General features: G+C 54.4%; 14 protein-coding genes, 1 tRNA gene and 1 pseudogene. 3 read left to right on the top strand and 13 right to left on the bottom strand.

The window, feature by feature from the left end:
* Positions 1 to 28 precede the first annotated feature (28 nt).
* The 8 genes from DDT52_RS16035 to DDT52_RS16000 form a co-directional block, all read right to left on the bottom strand.
* Positions 29 to 1,726, bottom strand: coding sequence for an AsmA family protein (locus DDT52_RS16035; RefSeq protein WP_136157244.1), 1,698 nt, complete (start codon positions 1,724 to 1,726; stop codon positions 29 to 31).
* Positions 1,727 to 1,912: 186 nt separating this feature from the next.
* The gene (locus tag DDT52_RS16030; protein ID WP_136157243.1) at positions 1,913 to 3,304 is read right to left on the bottom strand and encodes a nucleobase:cation symporter-2 family protein; all 1,392 of its coding nucleotides are present in this window, start codon (positions 3,302 to 3,304) and stop codon (positions 1,913 to 1,915) included.
* Between the two features lie 161 nt (positions 3,305 to 3,465).
* Positions 3,466 to 5,547, bottom strand: coding sequence for an ATP-dependent DNA helicase RecG (gene recG, locus DDT52_RS16025; protein ID WP_136157242.1), 2,082 nt, complete (start codon positions 5,545 to 5,547; stop codon positions 3,466 to 3,468).
* The gene (gene trmH / locus DDT52_RS16020; protein WP_136157241.1) at positions 5,547 to 6,239 is read right to left on the bottom strand and encodes a tRNA (guanosine(18)-2'-O)-methyltransferase TrmH; all 693 of its coding nucleotides are present in this window, start codon (positions 6,237 to 6,239) and stop codon (positions 5,547 to 5,549) included. The genes recG and trmH overlap by 1 nt, the downstream gene beginning before the upstream one ends.
* Before the next feature lie 5 nt (positions 6,240 to 6,244).
* Positions 6,245 to 8,344, bottom strand: coding sequence for a bifunctional GTP diphosphokinase/guanosine-3',5'-bis pyrophosphate 3'-pyrophosphohydrolase (spoT, locus tag DDT52_RS16015; RefSeq protein WP_109055183.1), 2,100 nt, complete (start codon positions 8,342 to 8,344; stop codon positions 6,245 to 6,247).
* Between the two features lie 18 nt (positions 8,345 to 8,362).
* Positions 8,363 to 8,638: a DNA-directed RNA polymerase subunit omega gene (gene rpoZ, locus DDT52_RS16010; RefSeq protein ID WP_009115009.1), complete on the bottom strand. Its 276-nt coding sequence runs from the start codon at positions 8,636 to 8,638 to the stop codon at positions 8,363 to 8,365.
* Between the two features lie 54 nt (positions 8,639 to 8,692).
* A complete protein-coding gene (gmk, locus tag DDT52_RS16005) occupies positions 8,693 to 9,316 on the bottom strand; it encodes a guanylate kinase (protein WP_136157240.1) in 624 nt (207 codons plus the stop codon).
* Between the two features lie 120 nt (positions 9,317 to 9,436).
* Entirely contained in the window at positions 9,437 to 9,706 is a 270-nt protein-coding gene (locus DDT52_RS16000; RefSeq protein ID WP_136157239.1) for a hypothetical protein, read from the bottom strand.
* On the opposite strand from DDT52_RS16000, the gene ligB reads away from it, so the two are divergent.
* The 3 genes from ligB (at position 9,686) to DDT52_RS15985 (ending at position 13,567) form a co-directional block, all read left to right on the top strand.
* Positions 9,686 to 11,380 (top strand): NAD-dependent DNA ligase LigB, encoded by a 1,695-nt coding sequence (gene ligB / locus DDT52_RS15995; RefSeq protein ID WP_136157238.1) that lies wholly within the window; start codon positions 9,686 to 9,688, stop codon positions 11,378 to 11,380. The two genes, DDT52_RS16000 and ligB, sit on opposite strands and share 21 nt — an antisense overlap.
* A 300-nt stretch (positions 11,381 to 11,680) precedes the next feature.
* Entirely contained in the window at positions 11,681 to 13,360 is a 1,680-nt protein-coding gene (gene eptB, locus DDT52_RS15990) for a kdo(2)-lipid A phosphoethanolamine 7''-transferase (RefSeq protein ID WP_136157237.1), read from the top strand.
* 130 nt (positions 13,361 to 13,490) lie between these two features.
* A tRNA-Pro gene (locus DDT52_RS15985) sits at positions 13,491 to 13,567 on the top strand.
* A gap of 204 nt (positions 13,568 to 13,771) precedes the next feature.
* Here the strand turns inward: DDT52_RS15985 and DDT52_RS15980 are convergent.
* The 5 genes and pseudogenes from DDT52_RS15980 to DDT52_RS21240 form a co-directional block, all read right to left on the bottom strand.
* Positions 13,772 to 15,154: an MmgE/PrpD family protein gene (locus DDT52_RS15980; RefSeq protein WP_136157236.1), complete on the bottom strand. Its 1,383-nt coding sequence runs from the start codon at positions 15,152 to 15,154 to the stop codon at positions 13,772 to 13,774.
* 70 nt (positions 15,155 to 15,224) lie between these two features.
* Positions 15,225 to 16,682: an anion permease gene (locus tag DDT52_RS15975; RefSeq protein ID WP_136157235.1), complete on the bottom strand. Its 1,458-nt coding sequence runs from the start codon at positions 16,680 to 16,682 to the stop codon at positions 15,225 to 15,227.
* A 29-nt stretch (positions 16,683 to 16,711) separates the two neighbouring features.
* Positions 16,712 to 18,145 (bottom strand): MmgE/PrpD family protein, encoded by a 1,434-nt coding sequence (locus DDT52_RS15970; protein ID WP_136157234.1) that lies wholly within the window; start codon positions 18,143 to 18,145, stop codon positions 16,712 to 16,714.
* A 278-nt stretch (positions 18,146 to 18,423) separates the two neighbouring features.
* Positions 18,424 to 20,484, bottom strand: coding sequence for a sigma-54 interaction domain-containing protein (locus DDT52_RS15965; protein ID WP_168709792.1), 2,061 nt, complete (start codon positions 20,482 to 20,484; stop codon positions 18,424 to 18,426).
* Positions 20,485 to 20,922: 438 nt separating this feature from the next.
* Positions 20,923 to 21,006: pseudogene (locus DDT52_RS21240) on the bottom strand (hypothetical protein); the annotation flags it as partial.
* Positions 21,007 to 21,049: the final 43 nt, after the last annotated feature.

Genomic DNA, 21,049 nt, shown 5'->3' with positions numbered 1-21,049 from the left:
GCGTTATCGCCATCACCCGTAATGATGTTTACTGCTCGGTATGCGTCGTTAATGTTCCTTGATGCATTTGCTGATTGATCGGCTGCCCGTTACTGTCAACGCCTTGAAGTGAACCATTTAACGTTGGTTTCAACGGCGTACTGGCGGCAAGCTGCCCATTAAGCTGCAATTGCAGATTCGAATTGCCTGTGGGGGCAGAGGGTGATGTCGGCCACCCCCAGCGCGTCAGGATATCCATCGGGACGGAACGTCCGCTCATCGTAAATGAAAACTCACGGGCAGGCTGTTGACTGATGGTGGCCTTAGCTTCCAGCAGGCCCGCCGGCGTAAAGGTGCTGAGATCGGTGATGGAAATCTGACTGTCGGTGGCGGTCAAAGCCAATGACGGACGTCGGATATCCACCTTATTGAAGGTGGCATCGCTGGCGTTCAGATGCAGGCTACCAGCCCAAATGCCCCATTCATGATTACGCGCCAGCATCAGATCGCTGCCGTATCCATCCAGCGCGGTAAGCTGGAAGGGAAAATCCGGGTTGATATCGATCAGCAGATTGCGGTTCGCCGTGAATTTTCGGATAGTCACCTCCGTCAGCCAGTCAGGCAGCGACGTTTGCCAATGCTGACGCCAGTCGGCCGGTAGGGTGTATTCCATGCCCGCCACGACAAATTCATTCAACAGCAGACGGTGGTTACTACGTTGCCAGCTACCGTTGGTTCGCAGCAGGCCACCTTCCCAGCGTGTAGTAAACTGCTTGATATCCACGCCGTTCGGTGAGAGAGCCAGATTAACGATGGGATCGATGAAGTGCATACTGCCGTTGACGATATCGGTGGCGTTGAAGGACAGCTCGCCGTCCTCGCTTTCCCAATCACCTTTTTTAAAGGTGACGTCCTGCAACGTCACATCAAGATCGATAAACGCCCATCCCGGCCCTTCAATTCGGGCATCAATCAAATCGAAGCGATTGACCGCCACGGACGGAATTGCGGTGATCGGTTCCCAGAAATCCTGTATGGCCCGTGGAGTTTGGAGGCGAACGTTGCTGAGCCGCAGGTTACCAATTTGCCAACTGCCATCTTCCCCACGGCTGGCGTTGCCTGTGAGCTGGCCCTGCGCCACATCGGCACCGAAGTTACTCAAAATAAGCTGGTTCTGGTTGATTTCGCCTTGCATCAATACCTGACTGGCAGGAATATCATTAAGCCGCATTGAACGGGCGCTGAGCTGAAAGCGGCCTTGCTTGCCCAGCAGATATCCCGCTTCTGGCTGCCAGGGGGTGATGCCGCCGTTGATTACCTGACCATTCAAACGCCAGTCGCCATCCTGCGCCTGCAATGCCATCGACCGTAATTGTAAAATGTCTGCTTCGATGGGCAGCGTAACGGCCGTGGACGACAGATTCAGCGTGCCGCCTTCCAGTTCCAGGCTGGAAAAGTGACGCGGATCGGTGATCTGACGCATACCAAGACCGACCGAGACGGTGGGTGCTGAAAGTGTCGGCGGCTGATCCTTATGACCAAAAGTGACGTCTTTTAACTGAATATGGTTGAGTGAAGACCAGTCATGGTTAATTTTGCCTAATGAAAGCTGATAATTTGTATTTTGATTCACCCAATTGCTAACCCAGCCTGCCGCCCATGCCGTTTGCAGTAATACATATAAAATAACCAGCGCCAGTAATACCAGCAGGAGTAGCGTCAGCAATAATTTCCCGAGAAATTTCATCGTGTCTGTCCATGCCAATCGTCAGGGATACTGAGTTTATGCCGCAATTGCCCATAAGGCTCAATAGATAATGCAGTTACAGACAGTAAAAAGCGACCCGTGTTGCACCACGCGTCGCTTTTATTGGTATATCCCTGTCACTCAAAGTCTATTGGGTATAGCCAGCGTGATTGTCGCTGGCGGGTATTATTTCTCTTCCTGGGGGAAAACCAGATTCAGTACGATTGCGGTGATACCACCCGCAGCAATACCGGAAGAAAGCAGCGTTTTCATCCACTCAGGCGCGAATTGCAGAATCAGCGGCTGCTGTGACACACCCAGTCCTACGGCCAGAGAAAGCGCGATAATCATGATTGCGCGGCGATTCAACGGCTCGCGGGACACGATACGAACGCCGGATGCCGCGATAGTACCAAACATGACGATTGTCGCGCCGCCCAGTACCGGCTCAGGAATATGCTGTACAAAGCCGCTGACGGCCGGGAACAGCCCCAGAACGATCAGCATCAGTGCAACGACAAAACCGACATAGCGACTGGCAACGCCGGTGAGTTGAATGACGCCGTTGTTCTGGCCAAAGCAGGAGTTCGGGAAAGTATTGAAAACTGCTGACAGGCAGGAGTTCAGGCCGTTTGCCAATACGCCGCCCTTTAAACGTTTCATGTACAGCGGCCCGCTGACCGGTTGTTCTGATACGTCGGAGGTGGCGGTAATATCGCCAATGGTTTCCAGTGAGGTCACCATGAAAACCAGCATGAGCGGGATGAGCAAGTTCCAGTCAAAGCCCAGACCGTAGTACAACGGCGTTGGCACCATGATGAGTGAACTTTCCGTTGCAGGTGCGCTGCCCGGCAGCATATCCATGATCCACGCGCCCAGATAACCTACCGCCATGGCTATCACCAGCGATGCCACGCGCAGATAGGGATTACGCTGGCGATTCAGTACAATAATCACGGCCAGAACGATACCGGCCAGCAACAGATTTTTCGGGGCGCCAAAGGTATTATCGTTCATCGCGGCATAGCCGCCGCCGATCGATGTCAGGCCAACCTGAATCAGCGACAGACCGATAATCATCACCACAATTCCTGATACCAGCGGGGTGATAATACGGCGCGCAAGGTGCAAAAAGCGCGAAAGGACAATTTCTGTACAGGAAGCGACCATCAGCGTACCGAACAAGGCCGCCATCATGGTGGGAACATCCGCCCCTCCGTTTTTCAGCGCCAGGCCGCCCATAATCAACGGGGTAACAAAGTTAAAACTGGTGCCCTGAATAGACAGCAGGCCTGAGCCCACCGGCCCCCAGGTTTTTATTTGCAGGATGGAAGCAAGGCCAGAGGCAAAAAGCGACATGCTGATGATGTGCTGTGTGTCCTGCGCCGGCAATCCCAAAGCCTGACAAATCAGCATGGCAGGCGTGATCACCGCGACAAACATCGCCAGCAGATGCTGACAGGCTGCAAACAGGGTCTGCGGCAGGGGAGGTCTGTCCTCCAGACGGTAGATTAATTCGCTGCGTTTAGGGGCGGCGGCCATATCTGGCTGAGGGATATCCGTGGTGGTGATGGTCATAATAGTTGGCGTACCTGAAATGACAAAGAGGGCATTTTAATGATCTCTTTGGCAAAAGCAAACGTTTGCGAAACGCTGTTTCTGATATGAAATTCATCTGGTAGATAATAGCTTGTTATTTGAAGGGTTATTGGGCGAGGCGCGGTAACATGGCCTGATGTTCAGGCATTGGTATAACGGGTTCGTTCCGGTAACCAACGTTCAATCAATGCCTTGGCATGTTCTGGGTAATGTTGATGAAGATGGCGGGCGACACGCTGTATCTGCGGGATTAACGCCTGATCGCGTAGCAGGTCCGCCACTTTGAACTCGGCATTACCCGTCTGGCGGGTGCCCAATAACTCACCGGGGCCACGAATTTCCAAATCGCGTTGCGCAATGACAAATCCATCGTTGCTATCGCGCAATACCTGAAGACGTTTCTGTGCCGTTTTGCTAAGCGGGGTTTTATAAAGCAGCACGCAGTGTGAGGCAACCGCACCACGACCAACCCGGCCACGTAACTGATGAAGCTGCGCCAGCCCCAATCTCTCTGGGTTTTCAATAATCATCAGGCTGGCATTAGGAACGTCGACGCCAACTTCGATAACCGTCGTGGCGACTAACAATTGCAGTTCGCCCTGTTTGAAGGCTTGCATGACGGCCTGTTTTTCCTGCGCTTTCATCCGACCGTGTACCAGCCCGACTGAAAGTTCGGGCAACGCCGCTTTCAGCTCCGCACAGGTTGCCTCGGCGGCCTGGGCTTCCAATAGATCGGATTCTTCAATCAGCGTACAAACCCAATAGGCTTGCCGACCTTCCTGCTGACAGGCGTTGTTCACGCGCTGAATAATGTCACTACGGCGTGAATCAGGGATAGCGACGGTGGTAACGGGCGTTCTTCCCGGCGGCAGTTCGTCAATGACGGAGGTGTCCAGATCGGCGTAAGCGGTCATCGCCAGCGTTCTGGGGATCGGTGTCGCCGTCATGATGAGCTGGTGAGGATGAAATCCCTGCTCTTCGCCTTTTTCCCACAGGGCCAGACGTTGATGCACCCCGAAACGGTGTTGTTCATCAATAATCACCAGCGCCAGTCCATTAAATTTTACCTGCTGCTGGAAGATGGCATGCGTACCTACCACCATAGAGACCTGACCGCTGGCAATGGCCTCTTGCTGTGCCTGACGGGCTTTCCCTTTTTGCTTTCCGGCCAGCCAGCCCACTTCAATCCCCAGTGGTTCAAACCACTGACGAAAGTTATAGGCATGCTGCTCCGCCAGTAACTCGGTGGGAGCCATGAGCGCTACCTGTTTACCGTTCGCGATAGCGCGTAGTGCCGCTAGCGCGGCAACCAGCGTTTTGCCTGACCCTACATCTCCCTGGACCAGTCGCATCATGGGAAAATCGTTGACCATGTCAGCTTCAATTTCGCCGACGACCCGATCCTGCGCCTGTGTGGGCGAGAAAGGCAGGTTGGCAAGCAGACGCTGTTTAAAGTGATCATTGACCGGCAGTGATAATGCCCGATAACGCTGAGCACCAGCACGAACCGCCAGCATACTCAGATTGTGTGCCAGCAACTCTTCCATGATAAGTCGCTGCTGCGCCGGGTGTTTACCCTGTTCAAGCTCGCTGAGTTGCATATCAGGCGGCGGGCGATGCAGGATATGCAGGGCTTCCGGTAGACTGATGAGCGATCGGCTCAGTTCTTCTGGCAACAGTTCATCAATGGGATTGGCATCCAGCAAAGCCAGCGCCTGATCGGTTAACTTGCGCAATGTTGCCTGACGAACACCTTCCGTCGTGGGGTAAACCGGCGTCAGGGATTCCTGTAATTCAACCTGAGAGTGATCCCCTTGCACCCGGTACTCCGGATGGATAATTTCAGCGCCAATTTTACCACGCTTGATTTCACCATAGGCGGTGACTCGCTGACCGGGAGCCAGACTGTTTTTCATTGCGGCGTTGAAATTGAAAAAGCGCATGGTCAGCATACCGCTGCCATCACTGATTTGGCAGGTTAGCATACGGCGGCGGCCGAACGTGATGTCATGACGTAATATTTCGCCTTCCACGGTGGCGTACATGCCCGGAAGGAGATCGCCGATCGCATAAAGGTGAGTACGATCTTCATAGCGCAACGGCAGGTGAAGCAACAAATCCTGAACGGTTTCCAGTCCGATACGGGCAAGTTTTGCGGCCTGACTGGCACCCACGCCAGCAAGCGTGCTCAGCGGTTGGGTGTGCAGCAGGCGGCCTTGCATCAGGACTCCGACGCTTGCATTGCCGCCCACCAGGGGGCATCGGCAACGATCTGGCCGCTATCATCGATATAAGGGCGGGGTAATCCTTTACGTTTGGCCACGCGTGCCAACACCGGATAACCCCCTTCAAACAGCAGGCGCTGCTGTTCTTCCTTTTCCAACGGGCTATCGTCGCGTTGATACATGCCTGCCATCTGGCGCTGGCGCTGAGCCTCATACAGAATCAAGGCGGATGCGACAGAGACATTCAGCGACTGCACCATGCCGGTCATTGGAATGATGATATCCCGATCCGCCAGCTTCAGCGCTTCCGCCGTAATACCGGTTTTTTCCTGCCCCAGCAGAATGCAGGTTGGATGCGTGTAATCAATGTCGCGGAAATCGACGGCTTGTTCAGACAGGTGGGTCGCCAGAACCTGCATACCCGTTGATTTTAGATAGCTGACGGCGTCATGAATGGTGCGGTGGGTTTTGACTTCGACCCAGCTGTTGCTGCCCGCAGCGGAAGAAACCAGCGTTTTCATGCGGCTGGTGGGCCAAACGGCATGAATTTGATGAACGCCAACCGCATCGGCGGTACGGATCACCGCGGAAATATTATGGGGTTTATGCACCTGCTCCATGCAAATCGTCAGATCGGGCTGACGACAGGTCAGCATCTCTCTTATGCGTGCATAACGTTGAGGGGTCATAACATTTAATTTCGGTTACGGTTAACTTTTATCACATCCGGCATCACGCGGATCTTACGCATAATATTAGCCAGATGAACGCGGTCGAGCGTGGTAAGGCGGATAAACGCGCTGTATACGCGGCCGTCTCTTTCTTCCGTATTGATACTTTGAATATTGGAGTTCGCGGCATTAATCGCTGCCGTCAGATTGGCCAACGCGCCCTGATGGTTAAACATATCCACCTTAATTTCAGCAATAAACTCTTGCTCGGTCACTTTATCCCATTCAACCGCCATGAACTTCTCGGGTTCTTTCTGGTAGCCGCGGATATTACGACAGGATTCGTGGTGGATCACCAGCCCTTTTCCCGGACTGACGTGGGCAATAATGGGATCGCCCGGGATAGGACGGCAGCATTTCGCGAAGGAAATCATAACGCCATCCGCGCCCTTAATTGGCAATTTGCGCAACCCGGTATTTCCCTGCTGGGATTGTTCGTTGAGCAGGTTTTTCGCCACCACCACGCTCATGGCATTACCCATACCGATTTCCGCCATCAGATCGTCCAGCGTCGCGAGCTTCATTCTCTCCAGCTCAAGCTGAATGTTCTTTTCCGGAATATCTGACAGTTTGCGGCCGCTTCCCAGCGCGTGATTCAGCAAACGCCGCCCCAGGCTGACCGAATCATCACGTTTGAGGTTTTTCAGCATCTGCCTGATTTTGGCGCGCGCGCGGGAGCTGACGACGAAATTCAGCCAGGCCGCATTCGGTCTTGCGCCTGGTGCGGTAATGATTTCAACGGTTTGTCCGCTGGTCAGCGATTGAGATAGCGGGTAAGGCTGTCGGTCCACTCTGGCCCCGACGCAGGCATGACCAATGTCTGTGTGTACGGCATAGGCGAAATCCACCGGCGTCGCGCCTGCGGGCAGTTCCACAATTCTGCCTTCCGGCGTGAACACATACATTTCGTCAGGAAAGAGATCGGACTTAACGCTTTCGATAAACTCAAAGGAACTGCCTGCGCTCTGCTGTAATTCCAGCAGGCTTTGCATCCAGCGTTGCGCCCGAACCTGTGCGGTGGTACTGCTTTCGCCTTCTTTGTAAGCCCAATGCGCGGCAACGCCCATTTCCGCCATCTGATCCATATCATCGGTGCGGATTTGCACTTCCACCGGTACGCCATGCGGACCAATCAGCGAGGTATGCAGCGATTGATAGCCGTTGGCCTTGGGGATGGCTATATAGTCTTTTACCCGTCCGGGACGAGGTTTATACAGGCTGTGTACCTGACCTAACACGCGATAACAGGTATCCACTTCCTTAACGATGACCCGAAAGGCGTAAATATCCATAATCGAATGGAAACGCTGTTCTTTCAGGTGCATTTTGCAGTAGATCGAGTAAAGGTGTTTTTCGCGACCGCTGACTCGACAGGCCATTCCGGCTTCGGTCAAGCGCCCCTCAATCTCGGCGAGGATTTTTTGGATCATCTCTTTCCGGTTACCACGGGCAGCCTTGACGACTTCTTTAATCACGCGGTAACGGTTGGGGTAAAGCGCTTCAAAACCCAGCTCTTCAAGCTCGGTTTTTAGATGGTGAATACCCAGTCGGTGAGCCAACGGGCTGTATATTTCCAGCGTTTCACGGGCAATACGGCGCCGTTTGTCCGGGCGCAGCGAACCCAGTGTACGCATGTTATGGGTACGGTCAGCCAGTTTGATCAGGATGACGCGGATATCCTGCACCATCGCCATGATCATTTTGCGAAAGTTTTCAGCCTGCGCTTCTTTCTTATCGCGAAACTTCAGTTTATCCAGCTTGGAAACGCCCTCTACCAGTTCAGCAACGCTTTTACCAAAAAGCTGTTCCATATCCTGATAGGTGGCGGGCGTATCCTCTATCACATCATGCAATAACGCGGCCATCAGCGTTTCATAGTCGAGACGCATCTCGGCCAGAATACAGGCCACCGCGACCGGATGAGTGATATAAGGTTCGCCGCTGGAGCGAGTCTGCCCCTCGTGAGCATCACGTGCAACGAGATACGCCTGCTGTAAACGTTTTATCTGGTCTTCCGGCAGATAACGTTGAATCAGCAGATTAAGGCTTTCGAAAATGTACAAAGGCGACTCGTGGGCTAATTAACGACGGCCTTCAGCAATCGCGGTAACCGCCTGAATTTCCGCGGCTTCCTGCTCTTGCTGCTCCTGACGGTCACGAACGTCCAGAATCTGGGCGTTGATCAGACCTTCTTCGATCTCACGCAGCGCGATCACGGTGTACTTATCGTTTTCTTCCGGTACCAGCGGATCTTTACCGCCTGTCTGGATCTGACGGGCGCGACGAGCAGCGACCAACACCAGGTCAAAACGGTTACCAATTTTCTCTACAGCGTCTTGAACAGTTACGCGTGCCATAAATGTGCTACTCCACAGGAAATAAAATGACTGCGCATCATACTGAAAGAGGCGTCAGTCTGCCAATAGTTTGGTGATTAATGCACCATGCCGTACTTTTTGTCTGCTCAGAAGCAGACGTTCTGCGCGAATAATGGTTTTCAGGTCAAGCAAAGCCAGATCGAAATCGTCATTCACAATTAAATAATCATACTCGCTGTAGTGTGTCATTTCAGCTACCGCCTGCGCCATACGGCGGGCGATAATCTCTTCACTATCCTGCCCCCGGCCTCGCAGGCGGCGTGCCAGTTCCTCTTTCGACGGAGGCAGTATGAAAATACTGCGCGCCTGCGGCATCTGGCTACGGATTTGCTGAGCGCCCTGCCAGTCAATATCCAGAAACACGTCTACGCCCGTCGCTAATATCTGTTCGATGGCTAGCCGGGATGTCCCGTAGTAATTGCCGAAAACCTCAGCATATTCCAGGAATTCTTTTTCCTGAATCATACGCTTGAATTCATCAACAGAGACAAAGAAATAGTGCTCGCCGTGCTTCTCCCCCGGCCTTTGGTCACGAGTGGTATGTGAAATCGATACCTGCGTGTCATACAACGGCTGCGTTTTTAATAGCGCCTGAATCAAACTTGATTTTCCTGCCCCACTGGGAGCGGAAACGATATATAACGTGCCTTGAGCCATAGTGAAGTTTTATTAATTACGATTATTGGAATATACCAGTCATCTTTCAATCTTCAGGCTATGCGATCTGAGCGTTGAAATATAATCGGTACAGATGCGGCAGGATGCGCATTTCCCCCATTATACACACCGATATGCCATCAGTCGCGCTGCGATAAATATCAGCACCGAATGTTTTTCTCTTATGCCATCCCATTTTCGGCTTGCCAATACGTTTAATTCAATTTGCGTAGCCGATTCCTGCGGCTTTTCCCTTTGTTGTAAGCCATAAAGCATCTTGCGGAGCGCTTTGCATTTTTCCTTTTTCGGGCTCGTTTTACTTTTGTCACTGCGTTTTACTGCGGCATCTTTCTGATGCAGGGAGGCGGTATGGATTGCTGGCTCAGACAATTATTCATTCTGGTGTTGTCCGGTTTTATCAGTTGTGTCTCGATAGCGGCATCGATTTGCCCCGACTGGTCGGTGGTTCGTGCGGATAAAGAAATCGATACGTTACGAAAGCAGTTGGAAAGCTGGGATGACGCTTACTATAGGTTGGGACAGAGCCAGGTTGACGATGAGGTGTATGACCAACTCAGAAAACAGTTGGACCATTGGCAAATCTGTTTCCATCCTGATGCCGAGTCCGCTCGTATCAAGCTGCCCGATAACGGTAAACAAACTCATCCTGTGGCGCATACCGGTTTGAAAAAGCTCGCTGACCGCAGACAACTGACGCAGTGGATAGGGCAACGTAAGGACGTCTGGATTCAGCCCAAGGTAGACGGTGTGGCGGTAACCTTGGTTTATCAGCAGGGAAAGCTGACATCCGCCATCAGTCGCGGAAATGGTCGGCAAGGAGAGGACTGGACCGCCAAGGTGCGGGATATTCCGGGGGTTCCGCAAACGTTAGAACATTCGCACGCCACGCTGGTGTTGCAGGGTGAGCTTTTTCTCAACGTAACCGATCATCGGCAACAGCGGCAGGGTGGAATTAACGCCCGGTCGCTGGTCGCCGGAGAAATGCGTCGGCACCAATCTTCAGCGATATTATCGCGCATCGGAGTTTTTATCTGGGAATGGCCGGATGGCCCAGCAACGCTGTCTGAACGTCTTGAAGCGTTACGGGCTATGGGATTTGGCATGACTGCCGACTATACCCATCGCATTGCTTCGTTCGAGGAGGCTGAGAAATGGCGGGATGTCTGGTATCGCAGTCCGCTGCCTTTTGTGACCGACGGCGTGGTAATTCGGCAAGATAAAGCGCCGGAGGGGCGCTATTGGCGTGATACGCCCGCCGATTGGGCCATAGCCTGGAAATATCCTCTGGTGCAACGGGTTGCTGAAGTTAATGGCGTGGTGTTCTCGGTTGGCCGGACAGGGAAAATTACCGTGGTGCTGAACCTTAATCCATTGCAGTTGGATGACAAGTCTGTCCGTCGGGTTCATGTTGGTTCGCTATCTCGCTGGAAGCAGTGGGATGTGTTGCCGGGGGATCAGGTCACGATTGGTTTGGCCGGACATGGGATCCCCCGGCTGGATAGCGTGGTCTGGAGGGGGGCGGAACGCCCGGTGATTATTCCCCCGGCAGAAAGTGATTTTCATACCTTCAGCTGCTTTCAGTACAGCACGGCGTGCCAACAGCAGATGCTTGCCCGGCTATCCTGGCTGAGTGGCGAGCATGGGCTCAATCTTAGCGGTATCAGCGAAGGGATATGGCGGCGTTTGGTAGAAAAAGGCATGCTGAATGATGTTTTATCCTGGCTATCGCTGACGTCAGAACAGGTAAAGTCGGTGGAAGGCATGGGTGACAAGCGGGCAGATAGTATCTATGAGCGTCTGCAAACGGCCAGGCGCCAACCCTTGTCACGCTGGCTACTGGCGCTGGGCGCACCTGTTCCTAAGTCGGCAAGAAAAGCGCTGGAAAATACGCATTGGCAGCAGCTACAGCAGCGCACTGCGTTGCAATGGCAGCAATTTTCAGGCATCGGCGCCAGACGGGCTGAAGAGATCATGGCTTTTTTACAGCATCCGATCATTGTTGAGTTTATTGCGCGGTTGGATAGCGAAGGGATTAAAATATAATGCGTTGGCGCTCAACGGTCCGCGGTTAAATGTGACATCAATGCTTTTAATGCCAGATGCTTAACGTTCAGTTTTTTGAAAAACTGGTGAGAATCACCCGCTTTTTCCGCATTGTTTGTCAGAATTTAATTCTGATAAATATATGTTTTTATTATTTGTGATCTATTGCTTGTTGTTTTTAAAGACTCTTGCCCTGTTTAAAGGAAAGATTCTTCTTGTTTGGTGGTTTGAACTACGGCATAGCGCCGTTGTCGTATAGCTTCAGATAATAAAATAAGTTTTGCTGGAGCACTTGTTGCAATGAAGTTTGTTCATTCTTTATCACACCAGAAGTTATCATTTGTCCTGGCAATTTATATCGGTCTTTTCCTCAACCTCTCCGTATTTTATCGACGGCTTGATGCCTTTTCCGTTCCGGCAGGTAAAACGATCCCGGCGTTTATTCCTGCCTTGATAGAATTGACGGCCTGTATATTATTCACCTTTTTTCTGATGCGCATCATTTCACTCGGGGGACGCCATTTTTACCGTGTGGTGGCATCACTGCTGGTTCTGATTTCTGTTGCTGCCAGCTATTACATGACGTTTTTTAATGTCGTTATTGGCTACGGTATTATTGCGGCGGTAATGACAACCGACGTTGATCTTTCCAAAGAAGTGGTCGGCTTACACTTTGTGCTATGGATGGTCGCGGTCAGTATATTGCCGCTGTTTCTGATTTGGAAAAATACGTTACGCCATACGCTGATTGAGCAATTGACCTCGCCCGGAAAGCGCCTGATGCCATTGACGATTTTGGCGGTGGTGGTGGCGCTGGTCTGGTTGCCAATTCGCTATATGGATAAAGCCCAGTCGGTATCAGAAAAGCTCTCCAATGTTGATCTCCCCAGCTACGGCGGTGTAGTGGCTCACTCTTATCTTCCCTCCAACTGGATATCGGCATTAGGTTTGTTCGCCTATACCAAATATGACGAAAGTCAGGATTCATCAAACCTCTTCGATCCGGGTAAGCATTTCACATACATTCCACCTAAAGGGATTGAGGATACCTATGTGGTTTTCATCATTGGTGAAACAACTCGCTGGGACCATATGGGGTTACTGGGATACGAACGGGATACGACACCGAAGTTGTCCAAGGAGCGGAATCTGGTCGCTTTCCGGGGGCAATCCTGTGATACCTCAACCAAGCTCTCCCTGCGTTGTATGTTCGTGCGCGAAGGCGGGACGGAAGATAACCCGCAGCGGACATTGAAAGAGCAAAACATTTTCGCTGTGATGAAAGAACTGGGGTTCACCTCTGAGCTTTTCGCAATGCAAAGCGAGGTATGGTTCTACAACAGTATTGAGGCGGATAATTACTCTTTCCGTGAAATGATTGCGTCTGAAAAACAAAATGATGGTAAGTCGGTGGATGATATGTTGCTGGTGGATGAAGTGAAGGATTCCCTGGCTCATTATCCGAAAGGAAAACATTTGATTGTGCTGCATACCAAGGGGTCGCATTATCTTTATTCCATGCGCTATCCCCGCAGCTATGCCCGTTATCAGCCGGAATGCCTGGGCGTGGATGCTTCTTGCTCTCGCGAACAGCTTATTAACGCGTTTGATAACAGTGTGCTGTATACCGATAGTTTTATCGATCGGGTCATTGATCAGGTCAGGGATAAAAAGGCGTTGGTGTTCTATGCCTCCGATCACGGCGAATCCATCAATGATAATTATCACCTGCATGGTACTCCGCGTGATATGGCGCCGCCGGAGCAGTTTCGCTCTCCTATGATGGTATGGGCATCGGATAAATTTCTGGCTGAACCCAATAACATGAATGCATTTGATCAGCTCAAGGCGCAGCAGCGGATCGGCAAGACCCATCGTCACGAAGAGCTGTTTGATACCATTTTGGGATGTCTGGGATATTCCTCGCCCGATGGTGGTATCAACCCGAAAAACAACTGGTGTAATAAGCCGTCCAGTTGATAAAAATATCCGACAGGGATGTCGGTGGAAGGATGATAGAGGGCCGGCCGGACACTTTACCAACAGGCATAATCCTTTTTCTAAAAAGGGATTGACGCTTCAATAGGGTCGCAGTAATATGCGCCGCACTCGGTGAGTGGCGCAGCCTGGTAGCGCACTTCGTTCGGGACGAAGGGGTCGGAGGTTCGAATCCTCTCTCACCGACCAAATTGATTTTCGGCGAATATCTGGAACAGACGATTTCACCGAAAAATAAAAAAACCCGCCAATCCAGTAAGGATTGGCGGGTTTTTTTACGTCCGTAAGCGTCCAGCCTGAACCATATTGGCGTTTATTCAGCGCCGAAGTTCATTCACCCGGTTCGATGACAGTCTGCCAGGCCGTTGACGGGGCCGCGCCCAAACTGGAACCTCATAGGCGGAACATGCGCAGTCCGGTGAGATCGCGATGAGCCGGCATGTCGAGCAGGAAGTCCAGCAGCCTTTCTCCCATCGCGGGAGACCAGCCTCCATAGATGATATTCCCACGGAATTTGCGCACCAGATCGTCGTGGGACAGGGGGGCGCGTGAACTGCCGCGCATGTAGGGCTGGCGGATTTCACGCACCTTGCCGTCACGGAAGGTGACCTTGATGTGGCCGGTGTAGTTGGCCGGGTACTCGTTGTTCGGATCGACGACGTAGCGGATCTTCTTGGCTAGCTGCACAATCTTGGCATCGTGGACGAGTTCCTCGGCGAATTGCGCCAGCCCCGCGTCCTTCTCGAAATAGGCCATGGCCATGCACCAGGGGACGCTGAATTTGGCGGCGTAGCCGTTGCCGGGCTGGTGCTTTTCCGCCAGTGGCTCCCACAGCCGATGGACGTAACCGTCGCTCGTCTCGCAGAGAATGTCGACGATGTCGTCCGGATCGTGGTTTTCGGCCGCCAGGCGGATCATGCAATCCATGTAGGGATGGGTCATGGTGCCGCTGGCAAAGGGTTTGAAGGTCAGGCCGTCGATCCGCCAGCTCTCGCCCACGCCTTCGGTGAGATGCTCGAAAGCGGGCTGCGCCGTCGGCGCGAAGGCATGATAGAAGCTGTGCTTGCCGTCGAACACCCGCCGCGGCGCGAGAAAGCCCTGCTGGGCGATGCGGGCGGCGCGATAGCCGGCCTGTGCGGCCCAGCCGGGATGCAGGCGTTTGGTCCACGCCCCTTCCGCCAGATATTCGATGATGCCCGAGGCAAGGCTGCCGGCGATGCCGAAGGCGCTGGCCATGGTCTGCGGACTCAGGCCGAGTGCGGCGGAGACGCCAGCGGCGGCGCCGAACGGTCCGATTGCGGCGGTGGGATGGAAGCCTTGAGCGTGGATCTTGCCCGGCGCGACGGCGTTGAGCCGGCTCGCGGCTTCCATTCCGACGGCGACGCCGAGCATCAGGTTCTTGCCGCTCAGGCCGAAGCGTTCGGTGGCCGCCAGCACGGCCGGGACGGCGAAGCATCCGACATGGAGGGGGGAGCCCTCCAGCGTGTCGTCGAAGTCCTCGCCGTGGATGGCGGCCCCGTTCACCATGGCCGCTCCCGCCGCATCAAGGGCTCTGGACTGGCCCGGCACGGTGCATTCGCCGTCGCGGTCGCAACTGTCGATAAGCTGGCGCACATAGGGGGCGTGTCGCCCGGAGATAATCAGGCCGAAGCAGTCGATAAGATCATCGAGAATGACGCCGCGGGTTTTTTCCGGAATATCCTCGTAGCGGATCCTGGCGAGGCTTTGGGCGAAGCGTTCGCTGACGCTGAGGTCCGGGGTAGCAGACTGGCTCATGTTGGAACTCCTTAAAATATGTTATGAATCAAAAAAATAGAAAATCGTCGCATTAACGCGCCGTGCATCTCTAGATCAGGCCCACCATCCTCCACCAGATCGGGCCGATACCCAGGTAAATGGTCAGGAACACGACGCAGAACAGCAGGCCGAGCAGCCAGAAGGGCCGCAGGGGGATATAACCGGAGTCGTAGAAGATCGGTCCGGAACCCAGTCCGTAATGCGTGATGCCGCCCATCAAATTACTGGCGAAGCACAGACCCAGCACGCCGAGCACCGGCGGTGTCCCAACCGCCAGGATGACGCCCAGGAAGGCCGGATACATGGAGGCCACGTGCGCCGTCGCGCTGGCGAAGAAGTAATGCGCGAGCACATAAATCACGCACAACAGGATAAATGCCGCATACCAATCAAATCCGCTGACGTAGCCTGCCAGCTGCTCGCTCATCCACGGAATGAGGCCGAGTTTATTAAGGAAATTGGCCATCATGACCAGCGCGGAGAACCAGATGAGCGTATTCCAGGCGCCCTTTTCCGCAGCCAGGTCGGACCAGGACAAAACCCGTGTCAGCAGCAGAACGGCGAGACCGATCAGGGCGGCAATGGTGGCGTTGACTTTGAACATCATGTCGCCGATGGTCCACAGCCCGATCAAGCCGACGAACACACCAAGCATGATGTACTCGCTACGCGTAATCTTCCCCATCGCCGTTAGCTTCTCTTTGGCAAGGGCCGCAGCCTCAGGACTTTTCTTGATCTCGGGGGGCCACACCACCATCAGGATCAGCGGCAGTACAGTCAGGCACAGGAGACCGGGGACGGCACCCGCCAGGGCCCAGGTGCCCCAGGTGATCTCCACGCCGACGTCGCGGGCGAAGCCGACCATCAGCGGGTTGGACGCCATGGCCGTCAGAAACATCGCCGAGATGACCAGATTGCCCTGGAATGCGTTGGACATCAGGAACGAGCCGATGCGCCGGCCGGTGCCCTTGGCCGGATCGCTGTCGTAGGCGAGCGAGATCGCCAACTGTAGGGGGAACAGGATGCCGCCGAGACGCGCGGTGTTGGAAGGGATTACGGGAGCCAGAACGATATTGGTCAACGTCGTGGCGTAGGCCAGACCAAGGGGCGTTTTGCCCACCATGCTCATGAACAGATAGGCGATGCGGTTGCCCAGTCCGGTTTTGAGGAAGGCACGTGAAATAAAGAACGCGCTGCAGATAAGCCAGATGGTCGTATCGCTGAAGCCACTTAAGGTCTGCGCAGGCGTCAGCGTCTGGGTCAGTCCCGTCACGGCGATGGCGGTAAGGGCGATGACCGCCATCGGGTAGGGTTTGGTCATGAAGCCGACGATCGTCGCCACGAAGATGGCGAACAGTTGCCATGCCTTGGGATCGAGGCCGGCTGGACTTGGGATCAGCCAGATAACCAGAAACGTGCCGACCCATGCCAGGTGCGGCCAGTACGTCGCGAGAAAATGTTTTGAGGGCGTTTTCCCTGCTGGAGGAATACCTTGAATGTTTACCATAATGGTCTCTCCGGGTTGCGGAATTATTATTATTCGTGCAGAAGTGTCGTCAGGATCGAGACGTCCTTCAGGTCCAAAACTCTCCAGGCGTGATCGATCAATCGCTCGGTGGCGGCGTTGCTAAGTACGTCTTCGGCGCAGCTGAAAACCTTGCCTTCGAGTTCGGCGTCGGTGATGGGATTATCGGGTCCGCCGCGGTAGCGCTCGTCGGCGTCGCCGCGGAGCGAGCGGCCGTCCTTGAGGACGATCTCGATGCTCGATCGCATCTTGTCGAAACCTTTGGCCTCGATGGCCGGATCGAACTGGCAGGAAATACGTTGCTGCATGGCCTGCATGGCGTCGCTGCCAACAAAAGCATCGGAGAATTCCCGTTTACCGGCCTTGCCGCTGAGTACCATCATGGCCAGGATCGCCGGCAGCGAGAATTTGGCCTGCAGGTGGTTCTTCGCGATCGGGTAGCGGATTGGGTTCAGGATATTCGAGCCGGCGCGCAAGATGATCCGTTCAACCTCGCCGCTCTTGACGCCATTGTCCCTGACCAGCTTCAGCATCAGGTCGGCGGACGGATGAGTCAGCACGCCGCAGGGATAAGGCTTGATGCTCACTCCCGGGCGGTCGATGCTCCAGGTCTTGCCGAAGCCTTGCGCGATCTTGTCCGGCGAAACGCCGCCGCCGAGTACGGCGCAAAAGCCCCAGATGCCGTCCAGCGCAGAGGGATCGGCGGTATAGCCTGCCTTGGCGAGGATGGCGGCGGTGATGCCGTTCTCGCAGGCGCGGCCGACATGCAGCGATTTAGTCATGGTGCCGAAATTGACGCGGATGCCGGCGGCGAGGCTCGCGGCGATGCCGAAACCCCAGCGCAGCGTGTCACCTTTTAGGCCAAGCACCTTGGCGGCCGCCGCATAGGCGCCGAACGTGCCGACCGTACCGCTGGAATGGAAGCCGCGTCGATAATGCTGCGGCAGCATCCATTCCGAGATCTTCGTCTCGACTTCGAACCCGGTCATGAACGCCAGCATGAAATCCCTGCCGGAGACGCCGCCGCGCATCTGCGCGGCGACGAGGGCGCCGGTAAGGGAGGGCATGGTCGGGTGGGTGAGGAGACCATACACGTGATCGGGGTCGAGGCTGACCTGGGAGTCATCCCAGTCGTGCACGTGACCGGCGGTCCCCATGACACGCGCCGCGATGGGCGCGGGCACCCTGGTGCCGGGATCGCCGAGGAGCGGGGCTTCTCCCTTGCCGCCGGTGTCTTTTGCGATCTTCGCCAGAATGTTCACGCATTCATGGTCCGAGCCGGCTACGTACAGTCCAAGGCCGTCGAGCAGGCAACGGGTGCCGACGCGCAGCACTTCCGTCGGCATGTCGCCAAAGGCGACGGTTTCGACGAATCTCGCCGCATCCCGTGTCATGGTCGTGTCGGCCGGGACGATGGCGAAAGGGTTGTTTTGAATTGACGTCATGATGTCTGGAGTCTCCGTGAGGTATGATGCAGTTGTTTGATGCGCTCGTTATGCAGGAGATGTGCCAAACTAATAACTGGTTGAAATTAATAATAAAATAAGAATATTAAAGATATTTATAGCAACTATTGGGATATTGAACCGACCTAATCCATCCCAATTGAGTTGCGCCATGCCTTACTATTTTCTCCGCCGTGCGGTGTCTTGCAGGGTCTGTGCATTGCGGTGAAGCCGCTTCCGGCGGCGGATCTCACACCGGCGCGGCCTTTGCCTTCCGCTCATGGTTTTACGCGGTTGATATAGTTCAGAAATTCGCGGCCGAGAGGCGTGATTTCGGTGCCCTGCTTGGTTGAGCCCGCGCGCAGCATGTCGTGGCGCTTCAGCACGCCGAGATGGCGCCTCAGCGCCGGATAGGTGATGTCGTCGTCATTGCTCTTCAACAGGCTGAACAGCGGCTCCCGCCCCATGTTCTGGCCCTTGGTCTTCGTGCTGTAGATGGACAGGATCGCTTTGCAGACGTCCAGAGTGCCGTTCTTCATCAGCTCTTCGCGGACGGTGGCGAGCAGAATCTGTTCCTTCTCGTCGAGGTTCGGTGAATAGCTGGCCGATTGAAAGTAGCGCGGTAGATCGGCGATGGTGCAGGTGCGGCCCGAAGGCACGACCGTACACAGATAGGTGACCATGTTCTGTAACTCGCGCACATTGCCCGGCCAGTCGTAGGTGTTGCAGAAATCCTCCAGCTCCCTGTCGAACTTCAGGTTGTGGGCGTGATGCGTTTCGGCGAAATGCTTGGCCAGGAGTAGCACGTCGCCTTTGCGCTTGCGCAGCGGCGGAATGTACAAGGGGCAGGTGCAGATTCGATAGAACAGATCCTGGCGGAACTGTTTGTCGCGGATCATGGCAACGAGGCTTTCGTTGGTGGCGGCGATGACGCGCACGGAGATCGGCAGCACCCGCTCGCCGCCGATGCGGCGCACCTCCCGCTCCTCCAGCACCCGGAGCAGCCGGGCCTGCACGCCGAGCGAGGCGCTCCCCAGTTCGTCCAGAAAGATCGTACCGTTGTGGGCCTGCTCGAACAGGCCGGGTTTGCCGCCACGGCGCGCGCCGGTGAAAGCGCCCTCCTCGTATCCGAACAGCTCGCTCTCGGCCAAGGTCTCCGGCAGCGCAGAGAAGTTGAAGGCGACGAACGGGCCGTTGGCGCAGGCGGAAGCCTGGTGGATGGACTGGGCGAAGAGTTCCTTGCCCGTTCCGCTCTCGCTCTCCAGTAGCACGGTCAGAGAGGTGTCGGCGAACTTGCGTGCTATCTCCACCGCCTGCCGGATGGCCGGAGATTTCCCCAATATGTCGGCGAAGGAATATTTCGCCGTCAGTCCCGACCCCTTCAGCTTGCGTCTGACTTTGTTCTCCAATTCCTGGACCCGATTGACGGGTTTCACGATGATGATCGCGCCGATATTCCCCCCGATCGGCTCGGCGACGGGCTTGATCTGGAGCACGTGGTACAGATTGTTGATCCTGGTGACGATTTCCTCGTTGCTGTTCTCGTAATAATACGAGAAGGGATGCTCCAATTCGGTGAAGACGTCCTCGAAGCGCAACGCGTCGGTCTTGCCGACGTTCGCGATCAGGCCTTCGGCGGCGTGGTTCTTGAAGATGATGGCGCCTTCCTCGTCGATGCCGAGGATGATCTCGTCGATGTTGTTGATGATCGTATCCCGGCGCGTTCTGAGTTTGTTGCTGCGGCGCGCCGTCTCGAAAACGGAATCCATGTAGGTGTGGGCGATGGTGTTGAGCACGTCGTCGGAAATGGAGAGCGCCCGCAGGATCGCGGCATAGGTCGTGATGGTGATATCCTTCACGCCGAGATCGATGAATTCCATGCCGTCGGGAACGTTTTTCTTTCTGCCGGCGCCGATAGCGACAGCCTGGTCCATGTCCGCAGGCTCTGGACCGCCGGGATAATATGGGGATATGTCGAGATGATTGATCCCGAAGCGGGCAATTTCCCACATGAGGTATTTCGCCCTCTCCAGTGAATTGTCGACCGCCAGCACATGGGTTCCCTTGGGCAGTTCGAGAAGCCGGTCGAAGTTCGATGGGTTTACGAACCGACCCGCCAGCAGTATCGGGGTGCCATCAGGGAGAATGCGCTTGGCGTATTCATAGGTGCCGGGATAGGTCGCGAGGTACAGGTCGTAGCCGCGCGGCGGCGCATTGTCGCTGGTCTCGAGGCACCAGCACATGATCTCGGCGTATTCACCGATCAGCGACCTCAGGCGCGCGCCCATGGCGTCGCAGACGACCTCCGCCAGCCCGATGACACACAGTTTCTTTTTCATCTTCTTCCCCCTCGCTGGTGAAGGAAATCGCGCTGACATCTGGCACACTTCGATATCGGCGTAATGCTTCCCATCATTGAAAATGATCGGCGCATCTGATTCAGGTCGTTGATTGAAATCGTTCCAGGCCGATTTCTTAGTGCGCAATTTATACTGCTTGAATGTACGACAAATCTTTTTCGAAATATGATGTGTTTATCAAGTTGGCTGATAAATGCAGTGAAGAAGCGAGCTAAAAAATGTGAACTGTTTGATAAATTGAGTACGGTTTTTGTAGAGAGATGAATGCTGGGTTTAAGCGCGAATGCATTGTCGTAAGGCATTTTTTTAATTATTTATAAAAAGAACAAGTTTTCTTAATAAATTAGATAACCTTACTGATTTTTATTTATAAAAGAGGTTTCTACGATACTCATCGTATCTAAAGAACGCCGACGCCCCGATCATACCTAAAAATACGCCGCCAATTCTGGCGCTAAGCATCAGGGCCACAATGAGAAAACACAATTTGGTCCAAAACATATTTAGCCCCAGATTATTACGGAGTGAATGCCAGACATGTTTT

The sequence above is a fragment of the Brenneria roseae subsp. roseae genome (assembly GCF_003115845.1).
GTDB lineage: Bacteria > Pseudomonadota > Gammaproteobacteria > Enterobacterales > Enterobacteriaceae > Brenneria > Brenneria roseae.
The sequence above is the reverse complement of the archived record's forward strand: the minus strand, read 5'-3'. Positions and strand labels throughout refer to the sequence as shown.